Raw genomic sequence first — 23,602 nt, 5'->3', positions numbered from 1 at the left:
ATTGAAAAATATGGTATAATAGTCTCAATTATACTTTTTAGGAGAAGGAAAATGGAAGACCCGAGCAGTCAGGATTTGTTACTGCAGTTTGTATTATTAGTTGTTTTGACCTTTTTAAATGCTTTTTTCTCTGCGACAGAGATGGCTATGGTTTCTCTTAGCCGTTCACGTGTTGAACAAAAGGCAGAAGAAGGAGATAAACGCTATATCCGTTTGCTAAAGGTACTTGAAAACCCAAATCACTTTTTATCAACTATTCAGGTTGGTATTACCTTAATTACGATCTTGTCAGGGGCTAAACTAGCAGACTCTCTCGGAGAATTGATAGCCTCATGGATGGGAAATAGCGAAACTGCGCACGCAATCGCAAGTTTCCTGTCACTTGCTTTCTTGACCTATATCTCTATCGTTTTTGGTGAACTCTATCCCAAACGAATCGCTCTTAATCTTAAAGATGCCTTGGCTATCCGAACAGTGCCATTTATTATCGCTCTTGGTAAGATTGTGAGTCCATTTGTTTGGATGTTGTCAGCATCAACCAATCTCTTGAGTCGTTTGACGCCAATGACATTTGACGATGCAGATGAAAAAATGACTCGTGATGAGATTGAGTATATGCTTACCAATAGTGAAGAAACCTTGGATGCAGATGAAATCGAAATGTTGCAAGGAATTTTCTCGCTGGACGAGCTTATGGCACGTGAAGTCATGGTTCCTCGAACTGATGCTTTCATGGTAGATATTCAAGATGACACTCAGACGATTATCGAAAGCATCTTAAAACAAAACTTTTCTCGAATTCCTGTTTATGACAATGACAAGGATAACGTGATTGGTTTGATTCACACCAAGAGTCTGCTAAAAGCTGGGTTTACCGATGGTTTTGATAATATTGTATTGAGAAAGATATTACAGGAACCTCTATTTGTACCAGAAACTATTTTTGTGGATGATTTATTAAAAGAATTGAGAAATTCACAAAGACAAATGGCTATTCTTCTCGATGAATATGGAGGAATGGCAGGTTTGGTTACTCTTGAGGACTTGCTCGAAGAGATTGTCGGTGAAATTGATGATGAGACTGACAGAGCTGAAGTTTATGTTCATACCATTGCTGAGAACACTTATATTGTCCAAGGGACAATGAATTTGAACGATTTCAATGATTATTTTGATGTCGAACTTGAAAGTGACGATGTAGATACCATTGCTGGTTATTATTTGACAGGTGTGGGAACTATTCCGACTTCAGAGAAACTTAGTTATGAGTTAGAAAGTAGCAATAAGCATATCACTCTAACCAATGACAAAGTAAAAAATGGTCGTGTAACCAAAGTTAAGGTTCAAATCCAAGAACTGGAAGTAGAAGAAGAAACTGAATAAAATAAAGGCTTTATCAGCTGATTGCTGATAAAGCTTTTTTAATTGTTAAAAAGAAAAGACTCCGCTCGGAGTCTTTGTTAATATAGAGGCGGTAGACGGATTTGAACCGACGATCAAGCTTTTGCAGAGCCGTGCCTTACCACTTGGCTATACCGCCTTAACTTTTATTATTATACCTTGAAAATTGTTTCTCGTCAATAGTTTTCTTTTCTGAAAACATAAGATTCAAATGTTTAAAAAAACATGCGACAAAATATTCTGAAAATTCGTTTACTTTTTGAAAAAACTGTGGTATAATCTTCAATATCCACTATTTAAAACGAGGAGTTTAAAAAATGAAAAAAAGTCGGATTCTTGCGGTAGCAGGAGTATCCTTGCTTGCAGTAGGAGTGCTTGCTGCATGTTCAAATTCAAATGCAGGTTCAAGCAATGCAAAATTAGCATCAGATTATAAATACGTTTATTCAGTTGACCCTGAAACATTGGATTATGTTGTTAACAATGTTGATTCTACTTCTTTTGTAACGACAAATGCAGTAGATGGTTTGCTTGCTAACGATAAATATGGAAACCTTGTGCCATCGATTGCTGAATCATGGACAGTTTCACAAGACGGTTTGACTTACACTTATAAAATCCGTAAGGATGCTAAGTGGGTTACTGCTGAAGGAGAAGAATACGCTCCAGTTAAAGCCCAAGACTTTGTGACAGGTTTGAAACACGCGGTAGAAGGCAAATCAAAAGGTTTGTCAGTTATTAGTTCTTCAATTAAAGGACTCGATGCTTACATTAACGGTGAAACAAACGACTTCTCAACTGTTGGTGTAAAAGCTGTTGATGATAACACTCTTGAATATACATTGAACCAGCCAGAAACGTTCTGGAATGACAAAACAACAAACGGCGTGATGATGCCAATCAACGAAGATTTCCTTAAATCTCAAGGGGAAAGCTTTGGTGCGCCTACAGATCCATCATCTATTTTGTACAATGGACCATTTGTTTTGAAATCAATCACTGCTAAGTCTTCGATTGAAATGGCTAAGAATGACGCTTATTGGGATAAAGATGCTGTTAAAATTCAAAACATCAAATTTACTTACTTTGATGGAAAAGACCCAGATATCATTGCTAAAGGATTCTCAGAAGGCCAATACAGTAAAGCTCGTATCTATCCTACTAGCTCAACATATGAAAAATATGCTTCTGAGTTCAAAGACAATATCTTCTTTAACGAACCAGGATCAGCTATTGCTACTGTAAGTGTGAACTATGGTCGTACAACTTATAACCATACCTCAAAAACAACAGATAGCCAAAAAGAATCTACAAGAAAAGCTTTGCTAAACAAAGAATTCCGTCAAGCCCTTAACTTTGCGGTAGACCGTAATTCTTACTCAGCTCAGACAAATGGTACAGAGGGAGCTGCGGTTGCAATCCGTAATACTTTCTCACCATATGACCTTCAAGTTGGAGACAAACAGTTTGGTAAACTTGTAGAAGAAAGTCTTGCGAAGACAAACTCAAGCACATGGTCAAACGTATCGCTTGCTGATTCACAAAACGGTCTCTACAACGAAGAAAAAGCTAAAGCTGCCTTTGCAAAAGCAAAAGAAAGCTTGAAAGCTGAAGGAGTAGAATTCCCAATCCATTTGGATGCTCTAACCATCCAAGAATCTACAGCTGTTGTGAATCGTGTTCAATCGCTTAAACAGTCTATTGAAAACGTACTTGGATCTGACAATGTTGTTATCGATCTTCAACAAATGACTCAAGCAGAAGCATTACCACTTTCATTCAGTGCTCCAACAGCGAAAGAACAAGACTGGGATATTCATACCTTGACTGGATGGAATCCAGATTATCAGGATCCATCAACATTCTTAGACCAGTTCACGATTAAAGGCGGAAACACTCGCTTGCTCATGGGTATTGATAAGGATACTGATGCATCAGTTATCCAAAAACTTGGTTTGTCTGACTATGAAAAATTACTTGACGATGCAAACAAAGAAAATCAAGACGTTCAAAAACGTTACGAAAAATATGCCCTTGCTCAAGCTTGGTTAACTGATAACGGTTTGACAATTCCTGTTATGGCAGGTCCAAAAGAAACCGCTGTTTCATTTGTATCTAAAGTTATTCCATTTACTTCTGCTTACTCAACTGCGGGTCTTAAAGGAGAAAACTCAGGTTACTTGAAATACACTGAGGTTGGTGAAAAACCTATTACAAAAGAAGAATACCAACAAGCTCGTGAAAAATGGCTTAAAGAAAAAGCTGAATCAAATGAAAAAGCTCAAAAAGATTTAGCAAGTCACGTGAAATAAATAATGCTCATTAGAACTTTCTCTCCAAAAGGAGAAGGTTCTTTTGGGATTTTAAAGGAAATAATATGAAAAAATATGTTTTTATGCGTATCTTGCGGTCGTTAGTTTCTATCTTTTTAGTAACGACCTTGATTTACACAATCATCTATACGTTGGTTCCACGGAAGTTGATCTTCAAACAAGATACTAACTACAATAAAATTGCAACCACAGCTGATAAACGCGATAATTATGAAAATACCGTTTATGAGCGTATGGGTTATATCGAGTATTACGATACGAAAGAGTTGCAGGAAAAAGCTAGTAGCATTGACCCTTCTGTAACCGTTGATGCAAACGATACAAATAAAGCTATCTACGAAAAATACATCCAACAAATTGGAAACGGTTGGACTTTGGGTGAGTTTACAGAGAGCGGCCAATTCTATGCTACTCGTGAAATCCCTATTTTCGAGCGTGTGTTCAAATTCTATGCAAACTTGCTTGATATTGACCATACAAACAAGATTCAAGACCCAGAAAATCCTAACTTAGAGCGTTATTTGCGTTTTGAAAACGATCCAGCTATTGGATGGTCTTTAGTAGGTTCAGGGACTAAACATAAATACCTCTTGTACTTCAACAGTCAGTTCCCATTTGTTCACCAAAACTTTGTGAACTTGAACCTAGGAGATTCTTACCCAACTTATGCCAATACTCCTGTACTTCAAGTTATTACACAAGGACAAGGACAAACCAAGACTTCAGAAGTTCAATTCCCAACAGGTAAGAAAACTTCATCAGTCAACATCTATACAAGAACTTATAAATCACCAAGTCAGGCTGATGCCCGTGAAATAGCCAACTATGGTAAGGATGATCCATATACAGCTACTGAAAGTAACTATCAGTATCCATCAATGATTGCAAGTTCTGCTATCACAGGTTTGATTGGTCTTGCTATTTCATACGCGATTGCAATCCCACTTGGTTCTGCAATGGCTCGTTACAAGAACACATGGATTGATAGTTTCTCAACAGGAGCTTTGACATTCTTGCTTGCACTTCCAACGATTGCCCTTGTATATATCATTCGTTTGATTGGTTCTTCAATTGGATTCCCAGATTCATTCCCTATCTTGGGTGCTGGAGACTGGCGTTCATATGTTTTACCTGCAGTTATCCTTGGTTTGCTTGGAGCACCAGGTCTAGCTATTTGGATCCGTCGTTACATGATTGACTTGCAATCACAAGACTTCGTTCGTTTTGCTCGAGCTAAAGGTCTTTCTGAAAAAGAAATTTCTAACAAACACATCTTTAAAAATGCCATGGTGCCACTTGTTTCTGGTATCCCAGGTTCAATTATTGGTGTTATCGGTGGAGCGACTCTTACTGAAACAGTCTTCGCCTTTCCAGGTATGGGTAAAATGTTGATTGACTCTGTAAAAGCGTCAAATAACAACATGGTTGTCGGTCTAGTATTCATCTTTACAAGTGTCTCAATTTTCTCTTACTTAATCGGAGATATTTGGATGACTATTATTGACCCTCGTATTAAGTTGACAGAGAAAGGAGGCAAATAATGTCTACAATTAGTAATGATAAATTTCAATTTGTAAAACGAGATGATTTTGCCTCTGAAGCAATTGATGCTCCTGCCTACTCATACTGGGGATCTGTTTTTAGACAGTTTTTGAAGAAAAAATCAACAATCATCATGCTCGGTATTTTGATTTCCATCGTATTGATGAGTTTCATCTACCCAATGTTCTCAGATTTTGACTTCAATGATGTAAGTAAAGTAAATGATTTTAGTGCTCGTTACATTAAGCCAAATGCTGAACATTGGTTTGGTACAGATAGTAATGGTAAGTCTCTTTTTGACGGTGTATGGTTTGGAGCACGTAACTCTATCTTGATTTCAGTAATCGCGACTTTTATCAACCTTGTTATTGGTGTTATTGTTGGTGGTATCTGGGGTATTTCAAAATCTGTTGACCGTATCATGATGGAAGTTTATAACGTTATCAATAACATCCCATCACTTTTAATCGTTATTGTTTTGACTTACTCTATCGGTGCAGGTTTCTGGAACTTGATCTTTGCCATGAGTGTAACCACTTGGATTGGTATCGCTTATATGATTCGTATCCAAATCATGCGTTACCGTGATTTGGAGTATAACCTTGCTTCACGTACATTGGGAACACCAACTTACAAAATCGTCATTAAAAACATCATGCCTCAATTGGTATCTGTTATTGTTACGACAATGTCACAAATGCTTCCTGCATTTATCTCATATGAAGCCTTCCTATCATTCTTTGGACTTGGTTTGCCAATCACAGTACCAAGTTTGGGACGTTTGATTTCGGACTATTCTCAGAACGTAACAACAAATGCTTACCTCTTCTGGATTCCATTGACAACTTTGGTTTTGGTATCCTTGTCACTTTTCGTAGTTGGTCAAAACCTAGCGGATGCTAGTGATCCACGTACACATAGATAGGAGTAGACATGACAAAAGAAAAAAATGTAATTTTGACTGCTCAAGATATTGTCGTGGAATTTGACGTTCGTGACAAAATTTTGACAGCTATTCGAGGTGTCTCCATCGATTTGATTGAGGGAGAAGTTCTCGCATTAGTTGGTGAGTCAGGTTCAGGTAAATCAGTTTTAACAAAAACCTTCACAGGGATGTTAGAAGAAAATGGTCGTATTGCACGCGGTAGCATTCAATACCGTGGACAAGAATTGACAGAGCTTACATCTAATAAAGATTGGGAACAAATTCGTGGTGCTAAGATTGCAACAATCTTCCAAGATCCGATGACCAGTCTTGACCCAATCAAGACAATCGGAAGTCAAATCACTGAAGTTATTGTGAAACACCAAGGGAAAACAGCCCAAGAAGCAAAAGAGTTGGCTATCGACTATATGAATAAGGTTGGTATCCCTGATGCTAAGAGACGTTTTGATGAGTATCCATTCCAGTATTCTGGTGGGATGCGTCAACGTATTGTTATTGCAATTGCGCTTGCATGTCGTCCAGATGTTCTTATCTGTGATGAGCCAACAACAGCCCTTGATGTGACCATCCAAGCTCAGATTATTGACTTATTGAAATCACTTCAACAGGAATACCACTTTACAACAATCTTTATTACCCACGACCTTGGTGTCGTAGCAAGTATTGCTGATAAAGTTGCAGTTATGTATGCTGGTGAAATCGTCGAGTATGGTACAGTTGAGGAAATTTTCTACGACCCACGTCACCCATACACATGGAGTCTCTTGTCAAGTTTGCCACAGTTGGCTGACGAAAAGGGTGAATTGTACTCAATCCCTGGAACACCTCCATCACTTTATACAGAATTGAAGGGAGATGCTTTTGCTCTTCGTTCAGATTATGCGATGAAGATTGATTTCGAAGAAAAAGCTCCACAGTTTGTAGTATCAGATACTCATTGGGCGAAAACATGGTTGCTTCATGAACAGGCTCCAAAAGTTTCAAAACCAGCAGTGATTGAAGACTTACACGATAAAATTCGTGAAAAGATGGGCTTTGCTCATCTTGAGGACTAGGAGGAAGGAAATGTCTGAAAAATTAGTAGAAATTAAAGACTTAGAAATTTCCTTCGGTGAAGGAAGCAAAAAGTTTGTAGCCGTTAAGAATGCAAACTTCTTTATCAACAAAGGAGAAACTTTCTCACTCGTTGGAGAATCTGGTAGTGGTAAGACAACAATTGGTCGTGCTATTATCGGTCTTAACGACACCAGCAAGGGAGATATTATCTTTGATGGTCAAAAAATCAATGGTAAAAAATCACGTGAACAAGCAGCGGAATTAATCCGTCGCATTCAAATGATTTTCCAAGACCCAGCCGCAAGTTTGAATGAACGTGCGACAGTAGACTATATCATCTCTGAAGGTCTTTACAACCACCATTTGTTTAAAGATGAAGAAGAAAGAAAAGAAAAAGTTCAAAATATCATTCGTGAAGTAGGGCTTTTGGCTGAACATTTGACACGTTACCCACACGAGTTTTCAGGTGGACAACGTCAACGTATCGGGATTGCACGTGCCTTGGTTATGCAACCTGACTTCGTTATCGCGGATGAGCCAATTTCAGCCTTGGACGTTTCTGTACGTGCCCAAGTTTTGAACTTGCTCAAGAAATTCCAAAAAGAATTAGGCTTGACTTATCTCTTTATCGCCCATGATTTGTCAGTAGTTCGTTTTATCTCTGATCGTATTGCGGTAATCTATAAGGGTGTCATTGTTGAAGTAGCTGAGACGGAAGAGTTGTTTAACAATCCAGTCCATCCATATACACAAGCACTTTTATCAGCTGTTCCTATTCCAGACCCAATCTTGGAACGTAAAAAAGTTTTGAAAGTCTATGATCCAGATCAACATGACTATGAAACTGATAAACCTTCTATGGTAGAAATTCGTCCAGGTCATTTTGTTTGGGCTAACCAAGCAGAATTGGAACGTTATAAAAAAGAAATGAAATAATAAATAAGGTTTTATAGTCTTGCTAGAAGAATTCTAGAAAGGTTATGAAACTTTTTTATTTTGTAGATAAAAGCTTGATTATCTACAAAAATTTGATATACTGAATTCAGTAAGATCTGATTTGTTAGAAACGAGATGAACTAGGGGAGAATCGCATGGATCAACAACCAAATTTTTTACCAACATGGCTAGAGTAATTGGAACATGCCTCTGGGTAAAAGGGATGGAAGTATTGACTGAAAAGAAGGAGTCTGAGCCAAAAGCGATAGAGCTTGCTAAGTTTCTTACGGCCTATAAAATGTTATCTTCTTTACCTTGGATTGTGGGACTTCCTAGAAAGGAAGATAAAAAATGAAGTTTATTTGGGATATTTTATTTTATATCCTGGTGAAACCACTAATCGCTATTGTAGAATTCATTTGGTATCTTATTTGCTCAATTTTCTATGATTTCCTTATGAATCTTTTGTATTCGATTTTTAACTGGTTTTATAGTTTGTTTTAGAGGAATCAAAAAGGATGAGTATTTTACTCATCCTTTTTTGTCTATCGAAGTTTTTATAGATTTATCAAAATCACTCTTTTTTTCCTTTAAGCAAGAAAGCTGCCGTTAAGGCTAGACCAAGGCTTGCCATAAAGAGGAGTGGGCTTGACTCTTCTCCAGTAGCAGGAAGCTGTTTGTCATTTGTAGAATTTTCACCATTGATCTGGTTTTTATTTGCTAATGGACTAGCTTCTTCGAGTTGAACTGAATTTGCTGGTTCAGCTACTGTGTCCGTCTTGTAGACGATGGCATAAGTAGTCAAGTCAAGAGTGAGAAACTCAAGCATGCCATCACGAATCGTGAAATCTTGTGCTTTCAAGTCTTTTTGTGAATTAAAGCGATAGAATTCTTGGACTGTTCCAGAAATTGGTAATCGAACGAGGATAGCACCTTTTGCTTGGATAGGTTGACCATTTTCATTCTTGAGTTGAAGGTTATAGGCATCATATTTCTTGCCTAAGAGTTCCTGTTTTTCTACTTTCTGAATTTCAAGATAGCTTGCTCCTTCTAGTTCATTTGTTCCGCTAATGACTTGAACTCCAGTAGCCTGATCTTTTAAGACTTTGAGTTTGAACTCAGGAAGAGAGATACTTGGCGCCGCTTGATCACTAGCAGTTCCGATAGGTCCAGTGTATTCAGGAATGTCCAGAATAGGAGCCGCCTGGTCGCTCGCAGTACCGATAGGCTTAGTGTATTCAGGAATATCTACGCTAGGCGCTTCTTGTTCCCCTGCAGTACCGATAGGCTCAGTGTATTCAGGAATATCTACAGTAGGCGCTTCCTGTTCTCCTGCAGTTCCAATTGGGTCAGTATATTCAGGAATGGTTACTACTGGAGCTGGCTCATCACCTTTGCTTGTAACAACTTTTTCTTCTACAGGTGCAGTTTCCCCTTTTGGAAAAACTGTTACAATAGTACTGCTTCGTGTTTCTCCTAGGATAGCATAAGCTTCTATTGGATTGCCAGATTTACGTTCCACAGTTTCAGGAATGTCGATTTGAACCTTATTATCCTTTATGCTTAATACAGTTTGCTCGCCAGAAGTGACAAGATGATCTTCATCAACTTTTCTTAGGAGTAGGGGATCTGTAACACCAGGGAATGTCACAGCAACAGCATCCCAGTTACCAGTTGGTAAAGTTAGTGTTACTTTCTTATCTTCTACCTTTATAGGTTCGAGGCTTGGTGTATCTAATGATACTGATGGAGCTTTTAGAATGTCGAATGAATCAAGGGAGATTTTCTTTCGACCGTCTGGAGAATCTGGGTCCACTTTTAAAGTTAAGACGTGGTCGCCATCTGCTAGATTCGTGAATTCACCAATCAAAGCTCCTTTTTCGGTAGCTCCGGCAGTGTAGAAATCAAGGCTTGGCATTTCTTTTCCATCGAGTGTCACAAGAGCCTTGCCAAGAGCTGAAGTTTTCAGCCCATAGATACGAATACCTGTACCAGAGAATGGGATTCTTGCAGTTGCTTCAGGAGCAAGACTATCGTCTGCGTTGATATCTGCATATTTCTCTGTAGAAGCATAGAGTTCCGCATCAGTCCAGTCTTTAAATGCTGAGCCGTATTGGATACGAGAATCACGATCATCTATTTTCTCAACTGTTTCTCCTTGTCCTGGGAAGACCTTGAAGTAATCTAAGGAAATTTTTGAGCGTTCACTTCCACGTCCCTTATGTTCACGCTTAACAGTGATAGTCATAAGGTGAGGGCCTGAAGATAGATTTGTATAACGACCGATTAGGACACCCTTTTCAGTAGCTCCAGCCGTATAGAAATCAAGCTCACCAACAGATTTGCCATCGATTGTAACCTCAGCAAGTCCTAATTGAGAAGACTTGAGTCCGTAAATTTCAATACCAGATCCATTGAAAGGAATGGTTGCTGTTGCATCCTTATCGGAATAATTCCCATTTGAGATATCGGCGTATTTTTCTGTTCCGCCAAAGAGTTCTGAGTCAGACCAGTCTCCAAAGGCAGTACCATACTGAATGCGAGAGTCACGATCGTCCATGAGCTCACTAAAGGCAGAGATTGAAGCAGTATCTGAAATAGGTGTTGAGCGTTCTCCCAAAACTGCCTGGACTGTATATGTATAAGCGTGGCTTGAATCAATAGAACGATCGACGAAGTGAGTTTGGTTGGTTGTGAACTCACGTACGGTAGAGTTTTGACTATTTTCATCCGTACTTTCTCGGCGGATAATATAGTGGGTAGCTCCTTCAACAGCATTAAAGTTGAGTTCAGCAGTTGTTGAATCTTTTCGTTGGGCAGTCAGACGAGTGACACGCCCAGGGAAGTTTTCAAAGGTAATGACATCGCCCTTTTGAGTTGCAAGTTGAATGCGGTTGTCTTTGATGCGGGTAACTTGTACTTCCTTACCGTTTACCTTGACAATGCTAGCTTCGATATTTGGATAGTCTACGACTAAGTCTCCACCAACATTAGAAAGGAAGGATAGCGTCTCAAGATTTTTCTCTTTCCATTTCATGCTGACTTCAAAATTACCACGAGCTACGAGACCTGAGACTTGACCGTCTTTCCATGCATCTGGAAGGGCTGGTAATGGGGCAATGTAGCCTGTGTGAGATTGAAGGAGCATTTCTGCCATACCGCTGGTTGCGCCAAAGTTACCATCGATTTGGAAAGGCGCGTGCGTATCCCAGAGGTTTTCTAGAGTTGAGGATCTGAGCTGTTCTGCCAACAAATGGTGGGCACGATTTCCATCTAGGAGACGAGCCCAGAGGTTGATTTTATTGGCCTTAGACCAACCGGTACCGCCATCTCCACGATGGTTTAGGGTTGCGCGTGCAGCTTCCAAATATTCAGGCTGATCCTTGCCAAATAGAGTACCTGGGAAGAGACCAACTAGATGGGAAACGTGACGGTGATGGTTTTCAATTCCTTCGTTGGTGAATTGTGGGCTGTCTTCCTCGTACCATTCCTTAATACGGCCCTCTTGGTTGATGTGAAGTGGTTTGAGCTTGTCAAATTTTGCCTTTACTTCGGTCACCAAGTCTTGGTCGACATTCAGATGATTGGCTGCTTCCATATAGTCATGGAAGAGCTGCCAAACTAGTGATTGGTCAAAGGTATTTCCGATTGTGATAGTACCATGCTCTGGCGAGTAAGATGGAGAAGAAACCCAACGGTCACTAGCCTTGTCGTAGTGTAAGAAGGAGTTCCAGAACTTAGCTGTTTCCTTGAGCATTGGATAAATCTTTTCTTTGAGATAAGTTTCATCCTTGGTGAATTTGTAGTAGTCATAGACGTTCTGCATCATCCAAGCATTAGCAGCTGGAGACCAACCCCAATAGTAGTTCCAACCAGGAGTAGTCCAGCCAAATGGTGTCGCCTGGGTATGAACCAGCCAACCGTTTTCTTGACCTTCTTTGGACTCGATACCTGCATATTCTTTAGCAGCGATACGGCCATAGTAACGCATATCATCGATATAATTGATCATTGGCTTTGCCGTTTCTGCAAGATTGTTCATGTAGGCAGGCCAATAGTTCATTTGTAGGTTGACATTGAGGTGGTAGTCAGAATTCCAAGGTGGATTATCTACCGCATTCCAGACTCCTTGCAAGTTGGCAGGAAGGGCATCTGTCCGATTACGAGAAGAACTGATGAGTAGGTAACGGCCGTATTGGAAGAAGAGTTCTTCTAGTTTTTGCCCTTTTTCGGGATTATAGGTTTGAAGAGCTTCTTTTGTAGTTTGATTAGACTTGCTACCGCCAAGATTTAGTTGAACGCGGTTGAAGAGGCTTTGATAGTCCTTGATATGATCATTTTTCAGAGTTTCATAGTCTTTGGCCTTGGCAGCTTCAACGATAGACTTAACCGTTTTTTCTAAGTCAATATCTTTGCGATAATTGGTTTTTGGATTTTGAGCAAAGTTGGTTTTGGCACTGAGTAAAAGGGTCGCATAACTGGCCCCTGTAACAGTCAAGTAGCCATCTTGAGAAGTGACCTGTCCGTCTGTTTTAATACCAAGATATGAGGCGAATTTTAGGCCGTTGTCTTTGACAGTACCCTTGAGTAAGATACCATTTGAATCGGTAGTGACTGCTCCCTGTTTATACTTCGAATATTCCCAAGAGTAGTCACCATTCGCAAGTAAATCTTCTGTCAAGCTATTCCAAAGGGTAAAATCGAGGGTCTTATCCCCTTTTTTACTCAAGTGAGTCACAGTGACATCGTCAGGATAGCTAGAGAAGGTTTCACGTTTAAAGTTTGTCCCGTCCTGAGTATAAGAAGTGGTCGTCACAGCTTCGGTAATATCTAAGTCACGGTGGTAGTCGGTAACGTTCTCTAAACCTTTCTTTTGGTTGTTAAAGACCATGAAGATATCACCAAAAGATAGGTAACGACCATACTGAGCATTGTTTGGCCCTACGAGGTTGCGCTCTGCCAATTGCTTGGCTTTTTGGCGGTTTCCTTCTTCTAATGCTTTACGTATTTCTGCCAAAACCTTATAGCGGTCCTGATAGTTCCCTCCATTGTAGTCAGTGCTATCAGGTTGAGGTCCTCCAGACCAGAGAGTTTTTTCGTTGTATTGGATTCTTTCTTCACCGATAAGTCCGAAAACCTTAGCCCCCATTTCTCCATTTCCGACAGGAAGGGCTTGTTTTTCCCAACCGTCATAAGAAGGAGTAGTTGGCTGATCGTAATGAAGTTGATAGTTCTCTTGCTTAGTCATAGGAAGTTCGGGCTTTTCACTCTCCTTGTTTTCAGAAGGTTCAGCTACGGCGCTAGTTTCTGATTGATTGTTGGTTTGAGGTGCTTCCTTTTCTGGTTTGACCTCTTTGTCAGCTATTTCAGTAGAAGGCTGACTTTCTGTGTTTGGCTGATTCTCTGTCTTGGCTTGAGTTGGTTCCTCTACTTTCGTATCCACTTGAACCGTTGTCTCGCTGACGTTTGTTTGATGTTCCTTCACTTCGAGGCTATCTGCGGCTACGTTTTGTGTCGCTAGAAAAACAGCTCCAAGTAAAACAGAAGCAGTTCCAACGGTTAATTTTCGGATGCTATACTTACAGGATTTTTCCCAATAGCTCTTATCCATAAAAACTCCTTTCTCAAATCTGTAAGCGCATACATTTTTTGATAAAAAAATAAGACTTGCAGAAAGATATTTTCTTTGTTTTGTATAATCTTAATATAGCAAATAAATCAAACCAATGCAAGGTTTTTTCGGAAAAACTGAATTATTTTACCAAATTTTAGTGCTTTTATTTTTTTATAAAAATCGAACTCAAAAATGATTAGATATTAAATGAAATATGAGGAATTAGCCGTTTGAAAGCGTAACTCAAACTAGTCAGGCGTAGGACTTTATGGTATAATATAGAAGATTCAAAAAGAAACAGGAGAAAAATTATGGACCTTATTTTAGCAATTGTCTTGATTGTTTTAGCTTTTCTAGGCGGAGCTCTTGGAGGAATGTACTTGGTGCGCAAGCAAATCGAAAAAGAATTTGCGGATAACCCACGTTTGAATGCAGAAGCTGTTCGTACTCTCTTGAGTGCAAATGGTCAAAAACCAAGTGAAGCTAAGGTACAACAAGTTTACCACCAAATCATTCGTCAACAAAAAGCAGCCCTCGCTAACAATAAAAAGAAATAAATAGGAAAAGTCTGGGATGAAAGTTCCAGACTTCTCACTATGTTCAACTGATATTTAGAGACAAGACTTTTTCCTTGCATTCTATTGATATTTGATTATGATTAAGATGGAGACAACTGATGACGAATCAGTCGGTCGGAAATTTCAGTAAGAAATGTAATGATAATGAACTATCAATCAGAATAATAAGACTAGAAAGAAGACTATATGGATAATCGACCAATCGGTTTTTTGGACTCTGGTGTTGGAGGCTTAACTGTTGTGCGTGAGCTCATGCGTCAGCTTCCTCATGAAGAAATCGTCTATATTGGAGATTCGGCACGGGCGCCATATGGCCCTCGTCCTGCTGAGCAAATTCGTGAATATACTTGGCAGTTGGTCAACTTTCTTTTGACCAAGGATGTCAAGATGATTGTCATTGCTTGTAATACAGCAACAGCAGTCGTCTGGGAAGAAATTAAAGCGCAGTTAGATATTCCTGTTCTTGGAGTGATTTTGCCTGGTGCTTCAGCAGCTATCAAAGCAAGTCAGGGTGGGAAAATCGGAGTGATTGGAACACCGATGACTGTACAATCAGATATTTATCGCCAAAAAATCCATGATTTGGATCCAGATTTGCAGGTTGAAAGTTTGGCTTGTCCCAAGTTTGCTCCCTTGGTTGAGTCTGGTGCCCTTTCAACCAGTGTAACCAAGAAAGTAGTTTATGAAACCTTGCGTCCATTAGTGGGCAAGGTAGACAGCTTGATTTTGGGATGTACCCACTACCCACTCCTCAGACCTATCATCCAAAATGTCATGGGACCTAAGGTACAACTAATCGATAGTGGAGCGGAGTGTGTTCGTGATATCTCGGTCCTACTCAATTATTTTGAGATTAACCGTAGTCGAGATGCGGCACCACTTCAACACCGTTTTTACACAACTGCAAATAGCCAAAGCTTTGCTCAAATCGGAGCAGAATGGCTGGAAAGAGATATTCATGTGGAGCATGTAACATTATGACAAACAAAATTTATGAATACAAGGATGACCAAGACTGGTATGTTGGATCCTACAGTGTTTTTGGTGGTATCCGTACTTTGACGGATGATGAGTTAGATTTTCCTTTGTTTGATTTAGCCAAAATCTTTCGGGATGAGGAGCGAGGATTTCCGCTTTCAGTCACTGTTTTACGATATGGTTCAGCCTATCGCCTGCTTTCTTTTGTAGTAGATATCCTCAATCAAGAAGCAAATCGAAACTTGGAAGTCATCCAACGTCAGGGTGCCTTGCTCTTAGTTGAAAATGGACAACTCTTGCATATTGAATTACCTAAAGAAGGAGTCGATGTAGAAGCCTTCTTTGAGACAAACAAGGTTAGAGAAACTTTGCTGATTGCGACTCGTAACGAAGGGAAGACCAAGGAATTTCGAGCTATCTTTGACAAACTAGGTTATGACGTAGAAAATCTCAATGATTATCCAGACCTACCTGAAGTTGCTGAAACGGGTATGACCTTCGAAGAAAATGCCCGCCTCAAAGCAGAAACTATTTCCCAATTAACAGGGAAGATGGTTCTGGCAGATGATTCTGGTCTTAAAGTCGATGTTCTCGGTGGTTTGCCAGGTGTTTGGTCAGCTCGCTTCGCAGGAGTCGGCGCAACTGACCAAGAAAACAACGCCAAACTCTTGCACGAGTTAGCCATGGTCTTTGATCTCAAGGACCGCTCAGCTCAATTTCACACAACCTTGGTCGTTGCCAGTCCAGGTAAGGAAAGCTTGGTCGTCGAAGCTGACTGGCCAGGTTACATTAACTTTGAACCTAAGGGTGAAAATGGTTTTGGCTATGATCCGCTCTTTTTAGTAGGAGAAACTGGTAAATCATCAGCCGAATTAACCCTTGAAGAAAAAAATAGTCAATCCCACCGTGCCTTAGCCGTTAAGAAACTTTTGGAGGTATTTCCATCATGGCAAAGCAAACCATCATTGTAATGAGTGACTCCCACGGAGATAGCTTGATTGTAGAAGAAATACGTGACCGTTATCTTGGGAAAGTCGATGCTATTTTTCACGATGGTGACTCGGAACTTCGCCCAGATTCACCACTCTGGGAAGGAATCCAGGTAGTCAGAGGAAACATGGATTTTTATTCAGATTATCCAGAACGCATAGTGACTCAGCTGGGTCCTACCAAGATTATCCAGACTCATGGGCATTTGTTTGATATTAACTTCAACTTCCAAAAACTTGATTTCTGGGCTCAAGAGGAAGATGCAGATATCTGTCTTTATGGGCACTTGCATGTACCAAATGCTTGGATGGAAGGAAAGACCCTCTTTCTAAATCCTGGTTCAATCAGTCAACCACGTGGAACTATCAGAGAATGTCTCTACGCTCGTGTGGAAATTGATGATAGCTACTTTAAAGTGGACTTTTTGACACGTGACCATGAGGTATATCCAGGCTTGTCTAAGGAGTTTCCTCGATGATTGCCAAAGAATTTGAACAGTTTTTACTGGAGCAAGAGGAAACCTTTTTAACTCCTGCTGAAAATTTGGCTGTACTCATTGATACCCACAATGCAGATCATGCAATTCTCCTCCTTAGCCAGATGACCTATACCAGAGTGCCAGTCGTGACTGATGAGAAAAAATTCGTCGGGACTATTGGTCTTAGAGATATTCTTGCCTACCAGATGGAGCAGGGATTGAGTCAGGAAGTCATGGCAGATACAGATATCGTACACATGACCAAGAAGGATGTTGCGGTGGTAGCTCCAGATTATACATTGACAGATGTTTTACATAAGTTAGTGGATGAATCATTCCTACCAGTTGTTGATAAGGATGGAATCTTCCAAGGGATTATTACACGGAAATCAATCCTTAAGGCTGTCAATGCCCTTCTGCATGATTTTAGTAAGGAATATGAGATTCGAAGCAAATGAGAGAATGGATTTCAGTATTTTTAGAAGAAAAACAAAATCTATCTAGTAATTCTAAGCAGTCTTATAAGTATGATTTGGAGCAGTTTTTGGATTTTGTTGGAAAACAAATTTCAGAGACAAGTTTAAAAATCTACCAAGCTCAATTATCAAATTTTAAAATGAGTGCCCAAAAGCGGAAGGTTTCTGCTTGCAACCAATTTCTTTACTTTTTATATCAGAAAGGAAAGATTGGTACCTTTTACCGTCTGGAATTACCCAAACAGGCTGAGAAAAAGCCAGGAAAGTCGGAACTTTTAGACCTCAGTTCTTTCTGGCAAGAAAGTGCTTATCCAGAAGGACGCCTACTAGCCTTGTTAATAGTAGAGTTGGGCCTCTTGCCGAGTGAAATTTTAGCCTTAAAAACAGGTGATGTGAACCTGGATTTTCAAGTTTTGAGAGTCAATAAAGCTTCTCAACAAAGAATCTTGAGCCTTCCCACAAATTTGCTTGCGGAGTTAGAGCCCTTGATGGGGCAGACCTATCTCTTTGAAAAAGCTGGGAAACCGTATTCCCGTCAATGGGCCTTTCGTCAGTTGGAAGCTTTTTTAAAGGAAAAAGGTTTTTCAGATTTATCTGCCCAAGGATTGAGAGAACAGTTTATATTAAGACAAATCGAAGAAAAGGTTGACTTGTACGAAATCGCTAAAAAATTAGGATTAAAGACAGTCATGACCTTAGAAAAATATAGATAATGGATATTAAATTAAAAGATTTTGAAGGGCCTTTGGACTTGCTCCTACACTTGGTTTCAAAGTATCAGATGGATATCTATGATGTGCCGATCACAGAGGTTATCGAGCAATATCTAGCCTATATCTCGACATTACAAGCCATGCGTTTAGAAGTTGCAGGCGAATACATGGTGATGGCTAGCCAACTGATGCTGATTAAAAGTCGCAAGCTCTTGCCAAAAGTTGCAGAAGTGACGGATTTAGAGGACGACCTAGAGCAGGACCTCCTTTCTCAGATTGAGGAATACCGTAAATTTAAACTTTTGGGAGAGCAGTTGGAAGTGAAGCACCAGGAACGAGCTCAATATTACTCAAAAGCACCTACAGAGTTGATTTATGAGGATGCAGAACTTGTGCATGATAAAACGACGATTGATCTTTTCTTAGCCTTTTCAACCTTACTGACCAAGAAAAAGGAAGAATTCTCGAAAAGTCACACAACTATTTTACGAGATGAGTATAAGATTGAGGATATGATGGTTATCGTCCGAGAAGCCTTGGTTGAAGGTCAGCAATTATGCTTGCAGGATTTGTTTAAAGAAACAAAGGATTTACAAGAGGTCATTACACTCTTTTTAGCAACTTTGGAGTTGATTAAAACCCAAGAAATTCTCTTGATTCAAAAAGAGAGTTTTGGAGATATTTATCTCATGAAAAAGAATGAAGAAAATCAAGTAGAGCAGAGTCAAGCTTGATAGAGAGGAAATATGAGTACTTTAGCAGAAATAGAAGCACTCCTGTTTGTAGCGGGGGAGGATGGCATTAGAGTCCGTCAGCTGGCTGAGGTCCTATCGCTTCCACCGACTGGGATTCAGCAAAGCTTAGAAAAGTTAGCCCACAAGTATGAAAAAGACCAGGATTCTAGTTTAGCACTGATTGAGACCGGTGGTGCCTACAGATTGGTGACCAAGCCACAATTTGCAGCAATTTTAAAAGAATACTCTAAGGCACCAATCAATCAAAGTCTATCTCGGGCCGCCCTTGAAACCTTATCCATCATTGCTTACAAGCAACCCATCACACGGATTGAGATTGATGCTATTCGGGGGGTTAATTCAAGTGGAGCGCTAGCTAAGTTACAGGCCTTTGAGTTGATACGAGAAGACGGGAAAAAAGAAGTTCTTGGGCGCCCTAATCTCTATGTAACGACGGATTATTTTCTAGATTACATGGGAATTAATCACTTGGAAGAGTTGCCCGTGATTGATGAGCTTGATATTCAAGCACAAGAAAGCCAATTATTTGGTGAAAGGATAGAAGAAGATGAGAATCAATAAATATATTGCCCACGCAGGAGTGGCCAGTAGGAGAAAAGCAGAAGAGTTGATCAAGCAAGGCTTGGTGACGGTTAACGGTCAAGTCGTGCGTGAACTAGCAACGACCATCAAGTCAGGCGACAAGGTCGAAGTTGAAGGTCAACCAATCTATAACGAAGAAAAAGTCTACTATCTGCTTAACAAACCGCGCGGTGTGATTTCTAGCGTGACAGATGACAAGGGCCGCAAGACAGTTGTCGATCTCTTGCCTAATGTGAAAGAGCGCATCTATCCTGTGGGGCGCTTGGACTGGGATACGTCTGGTGTCTTGATTTTGACCAACGATGGGGACTTTACAGATGAGATGATTCACCCTCGTAATGAGATTGACAAGGTCTATGTTGCGCGTGTGAAAGGGATTGCCAACAAAGAAAATCTCCGTCCCTTGACTCGTGGAGTTGAGATTGATGGCAAGAAGACGAAGCCAGCTGTTTACGAGATTTTAAAAGTAGATCCAGTAAAAAACCGCTCAGTTGTTCAGTTGACCATCCATGAAGGGCGCAATCACCAGGTTAAAAAGATGTTTGAAGCTGTTGGTCTCCAAGTGGATAAACTCTCTCGTACTCGTTTTGGACATCTAGACTTAACAGGTCTTCGTCCAGGTGAATCACGTCGTCTTAATAAAAAAGAAATTAGCCAATTACACACCATGGCTGTAACCAATAATAAATAATGAAAAAAATTTTAATTGCGCCAGTGCGCTTTTACCAACGGTTTATCTCGCCTGCTTTCCCGCCATCTTGTCGCTTTGAACCGACTTGTTCGAACTACATGATTCAAGCTATCGAAAAGCATGGTGCCAAGGGAGTTCTGATGGGTTTGGCACGGATTTTACGATGCCACCCTTGGTCCGAAGAGGGTAAGGATCCAGTGCCGGATGTTTTCTCATTAAAAAGAAATTCAAAATAAAAGAATCACATTTGTGATTCTTTTTTGTTGCAGGAAATAAGTTACATGGTAAAATGTTGATTTCTACTACCTTTCTCCTATAAAAAGTGGTAAAATGGTTGAAAGAAAGAAGGGATAGAAATGACAACATTATTTTCTAAAATCAAAGAAGTAACAGAGCTTTCTGCTATCTCAGGTCATGAAGCACCTGTTCGCGCTTATCTTCGTGAAAAATTAACACCTCACGTGGATGAAGTGGTGACTGATGGCTTGGGTGGTATTTTTGGGGTTAAGCACTCAGAAGCAGCCAATGCACCTCGTGTTTTAGTAGCCTCTCACATGGATGAAGTTGGTTTCATGGTCAGTGAAATCAAAGCAGACGGGACCTTCCGAGTAGTCAGCATTGGTGGTTGGAACCCAATGGTTGTTAGTAGCCAACGCTTTAAACTCTTTACACGTGAAGGTCGTGAGATTCCAGTAATTTCAGGCTCAGTTCCTCCACATTTGACTCGTGGTACAGGTGGGCCAACTATGCCAGCTATTTCTGATATCGTTTTTGATGGTGGTTTTGCAGATAAGGCTGAGGCTGAAAGTTTTGGTATCCGTCCTGGAGATACAATTGTTCCAGATAGTAGTGCTATCCTAACTGCTAATGAAAAAAATATCATCTCAAAAGCATGGGATAACCGTTATGGTGTTCTCATGGTTAGCGAGTTGGCTGAAAACTTGTCAGGCCAAAAACTAGGAAATGAACTTTACCTTGGTGCTAACGTCCAAGAAGAAGTTGGACTTCGTGGTGCCCATGCCTCTACAACAAAATTTGATCCAGAAGTATTCCTTGCTGTGGATTGCTCACCAGCAGGTGATGTTTATGGTGGTCAAGGTAAGATTGGTGATGGAACCTTGATTCGTTTCTACGACCCAGGTCACTTGCTTCTCCCAGGTATGAAGGACTTCCTTTTGACAACTGCAGAAGAAGCTGGAATCAAATACCAATACTACTGTGGAAAAGGTGGTACAGATGCAGGAGCAGCTCATCTGAAAAATGCTGGTGTTCCATCAACAACAATCGGTGTCTGCGCTCGTTATATTCACTCTCACCAAACCCTTTATGCTATGGACGATTTCCTTGAAGCTCAAGCTTTCCTACAAGCCTTGGTTAAAAAATTAGATCGCTCTACTGTAGATTTGATCAAAAATTATTAAACTAAAAAGATGGAAGTGATGGGTATGGAAGAACCAAACCTAGAAACCTTGATACGAGAACTTTACAACAATGCTCGCCAAACATTGAGTGAAGACTTAGTGGCTGCACTCCTAGAAACTGCTAAGCAGTTGCCCAGCACCAATGAACGATTGCTAGCAGTCCGACTTTCAGGGTTAGTCACACTTGAACTACTCAAGAATCCCAGAACACCTGCGCCAGAGTTAGTCAATCTGGCCCGCTATATCAAAAAGGAAGAAGCTAGGTACAAGGGGGCAGCTGCCTCTTCCTTTATGATTGGAGAGTTATTTAAAATGCTTTGATTCGAAAGAATCAAAGCATTTTTTTATCTTAGATTTGTTCTGCCAAAACTTTTTCAGCAAGGTTCATAGCATGGTCTGACACACGAGTATAGTGTGAAATGATGTCGATAAAGTTGACACCTGCTTGAGTAGAACATTCACCGTTGTTTAGGCGTTTGATATGGGTCTTACGAAGAACACGTTCCATCTTGTTAATAGCTTCATGACGTTCGATAAGAGACTCAGCTAACTCAAGGTCGTTGTTCTCCACACTTTCGAGAGCATCTTTAACGAACTCACTTGTTTGACGGTAAATTTCTTCTAACTCTTTTAGGGCTGAGCTAGAGAATTGAACATTCTTGCGTTGCAAGTAGTCGTTGAGATTGATTAGAGCTTCTGCGTGGTCTCCGATACGTTCCAAGTCTCGAGAAGAGTCGAGGATATTTGTTAAGACTTCACTCTCTTTTTGACTCAAAGCTTCACTAGAAAGAGTAATGAGGTAGCGCGTTAATTTCTCATCGATTGTATTGATAGCTTCTTCAGTCTTGTGCCCTTTTTCAGCTACTTTTTCGTTAGAATTGATGATGTAATCGTAAGAAAGGTCAAATGCTTTTACAGCATAGTTTCCAAGGTGCAGAAGTTCTTTCTTGGCATTTCCTAGGGCGATAGAAGGAGCTTGCTGGATCAGTTGTTCATCTAGATAAAGAGGTTCGTATTTAACAACCTCATCTTCACCAGGGATTAACTTAGTTACAAAGTAAGCCAAAGCACCGATGAATGGGAATTGTACAATGGTATTACTTACGTTGAAGGCACCGTGTGAGAAGGCAATCGTCATTTCAGGAGAGAGATGAAGTAGAGCCTGGAAGTACTCAATCATCGAAGTGAATGGGCCTAACAAGATTAAGCAGAGGATGGTTCCTAAAACGTTAAAAGTAACATGTGTTGCAGCAACTCGTTTAGCAGAAATATTTGCTCCGGCTGCTGCGATAATAACCGTTAAGGTTGTACCGATATTATCCCCGAAGAGGACAGGTAGTGAACCTTTGAGGTCGAGGAAGCCGCCTGCATAGAGACCTTGTAAAATCCCGATGGTTGCAGAAGATGCCTGAATCAGAACGGTAATGACTGCACCAGCCACAACTCCCAAGATAGGATTTTGACCCAAAGTAACCATGTATTCCTTGAATTGAGGCAAGTCCTTAAGCGGGCTCATCCCAGCACTAATGAGGTTGAGGGCATAGAAGATACCACCAACACCAAAAAGGATACGTCCAATATTGTTTACAGTACGATTTTTTGTAAAGAATAAAAACATGGTTCCAAGGAAAATCAAGGGTAGTGCATACTCGCCAAGTTTGAAACCGATGATAAATGACGTTACGGTCGTACCAATATTGGCTCCCATGATAATCCCGATAGCCTGTCTTAGAGTTAAGAGACTAGCGCTGACCAGTCCAACTGTAATAACCGTTACACCCGTACTCGACTGAATCAGGGCAGTAACGACAATCCCCACTAGGACCCCTAAGAAAGGATTACTTGTGTACTTATCAATGTAATAACGAAGGCGATCTCCAGCAGCTTGTTGCAAACCGTCTCCCATGGTCTTGATACTATACAAAAATAGTCCTAGACCACCTAAAAAGTGAAAAATAATTTCCTGCCAATTAATGGACATTTCCTTTTTCCTCCGAAAAATAATCACGGAATTTCTCCCATTCTATTTTAAAGGATTAATAGCAATCTAACAAGTAGTAAATGAAGTTTTTTAGGAAAAATGATAGTAAAAGTATAAAAAATGCTTCTGAT

The 23,602-nt window shown here is 40.2% G+C and carries 21 protein-coding genes and 1 tRNA gene; 19 read left to right on the top strand and 3 right to left on the bottom strand.

Annotation, left to right across the window (positions count from 1 at the left end):
• The first annotated feature begins 51 nt into the window (after positions 1-51).
• Positions 52-1,383 (top strand): hemolysin family protein, encoded by a 1,332-nt coding sequence (locus HMPREF1481_RS07375; RefSeq protein ID WP_016466849.1) that lies wholly within the window; start codon positions 52-54, stop codon positions 1,381-1,383.
• A gap of 86 nt (positions 1,384-1,469) precedes the next feature.
• Here HMPREF1481_RS07375 and HMPREF1481_RS07370 read toward each other — a convergent pair.
• Positions 1,470-1,540 (bottom strand) — tRNA-Cys (locus HMPREF1481_RS07370).
• Between the two features lie 178 nt (positions 1,541-1,718).
• On the opposite strand from HMPREF1481_RS07370, the gene HMPREF1481_RS07365 reads away from it, so the two are divergent.
• The 6 genes from HMPREF1481_RS07365 to HMPREF1481_RS10980 all read left to right on the top strand — a co-directional run bounded on the left by HMPREF1481_RS07365 (position 1,719) and on the right by HMPREF1481_RS10980 (position 8,569).
• Positions 1,719-3,713: a peptide ABC transporter substrate-binding protein gene (locus HMPREF1481_RS07365; RefSeq protein ID WP_016466848.1), complete on the top strand. Its 1,995-nt coding sequence runs from the start codon at positions 1,719-1,721 to the stop codon at positions 3,711-3,713.
• Positions 3,714-3,778: 65 nt separating this feature from the next.
• On the top strand, positions 3,779-5,275 hold the full coding sequence (locus HMPREF1481_RS07360) for an ABC transporter permease (RefSeq protein ID WP_016466847.1): 1,497 nt from the start codon (positions 3,779-3,781) through the stop codon (positions 5,273-5,275).
• A complete protein-coding gene (gene oppC / locus HMPREF1481_RS07355) occupies positions 5,275-6,201 on the top strand; it encodes an oligopeptide ABC transporter permease OppC (RefSeq protein WP_016466846.1) in 927 nt (308 codons plus the stop codon). Before HMPREF1481_RS07360 ends, oppC begins: the two co-directional genes overlap by 1 nt.
• Positions 6,202-6,209: 8 nt before the next feature.
• Positions 6,210-7,277 carry an ABC transporter ATP-binding protein gene (locus tag HMPREF1481_RS07350; protein WP_016466845.1) on the top strand — a complete coding sequence of 356 codons (1,068 nt, stop codon included), beginning with the start codon at positions 6,210-6,212 and terminating at the stop codon, positions 7,275-7,277.
• Positions 7,278-7,287: 10 nt separating this feature from the next.
• A complete protein-coding gene (locus HMPREF1481_RS07345) occupies positions 7,288-8,214 on the top strand; it encodes an ATP-binding cassette domain-containing protein (protein ID WP_016466844.1) in 927 nt (308 codons plus the stop codon).
• Positions 8,215-8,437: 223 nt separating this feature from the next.
• Positions 8,438-8,569 carry a hypothetical protein gene (locus HMPREF1481_RS10980; RefSeq protein WP_269479225.1) on the top strand — a complete coding sequence of 44 codons (132 nt, stop codon included), beginning with the start codon at positions 8,438-8,440 and terminating at the stop codon, positions 8,567-8,569.
• A gap of 219 nt (positions 8,570-8,788) precedes the next feature.
• On the opposite strand, the gene HMPREF1481_RS10585 is transcribed toward HMPREF1481_RS10980, so the two are convergent.
• Positions 8,789-13,825, bottom strand: coding sequence for an SIALI-17 repeat-containing surface protein (locus HMPREF1481_RS10585; RefSeq protein ID WP_016466843.1), 5,037 nt, complete (start codon positions 13,823-13,825; stop codon positions 8,789-8,791).
• A 314-nt stretch (positions 13,826-14,139) separates the two neighbouring features.
• Between HMPREF1481_RS10585 and HMPREF1481_RS07340 the strand changes: the two genes are divergently transcribed.
• From HMPREF1481_RS07340 to HMPREF1481_RS07290, 12 genes are all read left to right on the top strand, one after another.
• Positions 14,140-14,385, top strand: coding sequence for a YneF family protein (locus HMPREF1481_RS07340; RefSeq protein WP_004251708.1), 246 nt, complete (start codon positions 14,140-14,142; stop codon positions 14,383-14,385).
• Positions 14,386-14,592: 207 nt separating this feature from the next.
• A complete protein-coding gene (gene racE / locus HMPREF1481_RS07335; protein WP_016466842.1) occupies positions 14,593-15,387 on the top strand; it encodes a glutamate racemase in 795 nt (264 codons plus the stop codon).
• A complete protein-coding gene (locus HMPREF1481_RS07330) occupies positions 15,384-16,355 on the top strand; it encodes a nucleoside-triphosphate diphosphatase (RefSeq protein WP_016466841.1) in 972 nt (323 codons plus the stop codon). The genes racE and HMPREF1481_RS07330 overlap by 4 nt, the downstream gene beginning before the upstream one ends.
• Positions 16,331-16,852, top strand: a complete 522-nt coding sequence (locus HMPREF1481_RS07325) for a metallophosphoesterase (protein ID WP_016466840.1) — start codon at positions 16,331-16,333, stop codon at positions 16,850-16,852. The genes HMPREF1481_RS07330 and HMPREF1481_RS07325 overlap by 25 nt, the downstream gene beginning before the upstream one ends.
• Positions 16,849-17,310, top strand: a complete 462-nt coding sequence (gene cbpB / locus HMPREF1481_RS07320) for a cyclic-di-AMP-binding protein CbpB (protein WP_006150178.1) — start codon at positions 16,849-16,851, stop codon at positions 17,308-17,310. Before HMPREF1481_RS07325 ends, cbpB begins: the two co-directional genes overlap by 4 nt.
• On the top strand, positions 17,307-18,041 hold the full coding sequence (xerD, locus tag HMPREF1481_RS07315; protein ID WP_016466839.1) for a site-specific tyrosine recombinase XerD: 735 nt from the start codon (positions 17,307-17,309) through the stop codon (positions 18,039-18,041). Before cbpB ends, xerD begins: the two co-directional genes overlap by 4 nt.
• The gene (locus tag HMPREF1481_RS07310; RefSeq protein ID WP_016466838.1) at positions 18,041-18,775 is read left to right on the top strand and encodes a segregation/condensation protein A; all 735 of its coding nucleotides are present in this window, start codon (positions 18,041-18,043) and stop codon (positions 18,773-18,775) included. The genes xerD and HMPREF1481_RS07310 overlap by 1 nt, the downstream gene beginning before the upstream one ends.
• 12 nt (positions 18,776-18,787) lie before the next feature.
• The gene (gene scpB / locus HMPREF1481_RS07305; protein ID WP_016466837.1) at positions 18,788-19,357 is read left to right on the top strand and encodes an SMC-Scp complex subunit ScpB; all 570 of its coding nucleotides are present in this window, start codon (positions 18,788-18,790) and stop codon (positions 19,355-19,357) included.
• Complete coding sequence (locus HMPREF1481_RS07300) at positions 19,344-20,069, top strand: pseudouridine synthase (protein ID WP_016466836.1); 726 nt, start codon at positions 19,344-19,346, stop codon at positions 20,067-20,069. The genes scpB and HMPREF1481_RS07300 overlap by 14 nt, the downstream gene beginning before the upstream one ends.
• A complete protein-coding gene (yidD, locus tag HMPREF1481_RS10690; RefSeq protein ID WP_016466835.1) occupies positions 20,069-20,305 on the top strand; it encodes a membrane protein insertion efficiency factor YidD in 237 nt (78 codons plus the stop codon). Before HMPREF1481_RS07300 ends, yidD begins: the two co-directional genes overlap by 1 nt.
• A gap of 120 nt (positions 20,306-20,425) precedes the next feature.
• Positions 20,426-21,490, top strand: a complete 1,065-nt coding sequence (pepA, locus tag HMPREF1481_RS07295; RefSeq protein WP_016466834.1) for a glutamyl aminopeptidase — start codon at positions 20,426-20,428, stop codon at positions 21,488-21,490.
• A 24-nt stretch (positions 21,491-21,514) separates the two neighbouring features.
• A complete protein-coding gene (locus HMPREF1481_RS07290; RefSeq protein ID WP_016466833.1) occupies positions 21,515-21,811 on the top strand; it encodes a hypothetical protein in 297 nt (98 codons plus the stop codon).
• Positions 21,812-21,839: 28 nt separating this feature from the next.
• Here HMPREF1481_RS07290 and HMPREF1481_RS07285 read toward each other — a convergent pair whose 3' ends face one another.
• The gene (locus HMPREF1481_RS07285; protein WP_016466832.1) at positions 21,840-23,471 is read right to left on the bottom strand and encodes a Na/Pi cotransporter family protein; all 1,632 of its coding nucleotides are present in this window, start codon (positions 23,469-23,471) and stop codon (positions 21,840-21,842) included.
• Positions 23,472-23,602 lie beyond the last annotated feature (131 nt).

The organism is Streptococcus sp. HPH0090, from assembly GCF_000411475.1.
Classification (GTDB): Bacteria; Bacillota; Bacilli; order Lactobacillales; family Streptococcaceae; genus Streptococcus.
The sequence above is the reverse complement of the archived record's forward strand: the minus strand, read 5'-3'. Positions and strand labels throughout refer to the sequence as shown.

Bases quoted from the DNA above. Each gene is read 5' to 3' on its own strand.
- HMPREF1481_RS07345 (WP_016466844.1), top strand. From the start codon at position 7,288: ATGTCTGAAAAATTAGTAGAAATTAAAGACTTAGAAATTTCCTTCGGT.
- HMPREF1481_RS07350 (WP_016466845.1), top strand. From the start codon at position 6,210: ATGACAAAAGAAAAAAATGTAATTTTGACTGCTCAAGATATTGTCGTG.
- HMPREF1481_RS07325 (WP_016466840.1), top strand. From the start codon at position 16,331: ATGGCAAAGCAAACCATCATTGTAATGAGTGACTCCCACGGAGATAGC.
- xerD (WP_016466839.1), top strand. From the start codon at position 17,307: ATGAGAGAATGGATTTCAGTATTTTTAGAAGAAAAACAAAATCTATCT.
- HMPREF1481_RS07375 (WP_016466849.1), top strand. From the start codon at position 52: ATGGAAGACCCGAGCAGTCAGGATTTGTTACTGCAGTTTGTATTATTA.
- HMPREF1481_RS07330 (WP_016466841.1), top strand. From the start codon at position 15,384: ATGACAAACAAAATTTATGAATACAAGGATGACCAAGACTGGTATGTT.
- yidD (WP_016466835.1), top strand. From the start codon at position 20,069: ATGAAAAAAATTTTAATTGCGCCAGTGCGCTTTTACCAACGGTTTATC.
- HMPREF1481_RS07340 (WP_004251708.1), top strand. From the start codon at position 14,140: ATGGACCTTATTTTAGCAATTGTCTTGATTGTTTTAGCTTTTCTAGGC.
- cbpB (WP_006150178.1), top strand. From the start codon at position 16,849: ATGATTGCCAAAGAATTTGAACAGTTTTTACTGGAGCAAGAGGAAACC.
- HMPREF1481_RS07300 (WP_016466836.1), top strand. From the start codon at position 19,344: ATGAGAATCAATAAATATATTGCCCACGCAGGAGTGGCCAGTAGGAGA.
- oppC (WP_016466846.1), top strand. From the start codon at position 5,275: ATGTCTACAATTAGTAATGATAAATTTCAATTTGTAAAACGAGATGAT.
- HMPREF1481_RS07290 (WP_016466833.1), top strand. From the start codon at position 21,515: ATGGAAGAACCAAACCTAGAAACCTTGATACGAGAACTTTACAACAAT.
- scpB (WP_016466837.1), top strand. From the start codon at position 18,788: ATGAGTACTTTAGCAGAAATAGAAGCACTCCTGTTTGTAGCGGGGGAG.
- HMPREF1481_RS07365 (WP_016466848.1), top strand. From the start codon at position 1,719: ATGAAAAAAAGTCGGATTCTTGCGGTAGCAGGAGTATCCTTGCTTGCA.
- HMPREF1481_RS10585 (WP_016466843.1), bottom strand. From the start codon at position 13,825: ATGGATAAGAGCTATTGGGAAAAATCCTGTAAGTATAGCATCCGAAAA.
- HMPREF1481_RS07360 (WP_016466847.1), top strand. From the start codon at position 3,779: ATGAAAAAATATGTTTTTATGCGTATCTTGCGGTCGTTAGTTTCTATC.
- HMPREF1481_RS10980 (WP_269479225.1), top strand. From the start codon at position 8,438: ATGGAAGTATTGACTGAAAAGAAGGAGTCTGAGCCAAAAGCGATAGAG.
- racE (WP_016466842.1), top strand. From the start codon at position 14,593: ATGGATAATCGACCAATCGGTTTTTTGGACTCTGGTGTTGGAGGCTTA.
- HMPREF1481_RS07285 (WP_016466832.1), bottom strand. From the start codon at position 23,471: ATGTCCATTAATTGGCAGGAAATTATTTTTCACTTTTTAGGTGGTCTA.
- HMPREF1481_RS07310 (WP_016466838.1), top strand. From the start codon at position 18,041: ATGGATATTAAATTAAAAGATTTTGAAGGGCCTTTGGACTTGCTCCTA.
- pepA (WP_016466834.1), top strand. From the start codon at position 20,426: ATGACAACATTATTTTCTAAAATCAAAGAAGTAACAGAGCTTTCTGCT.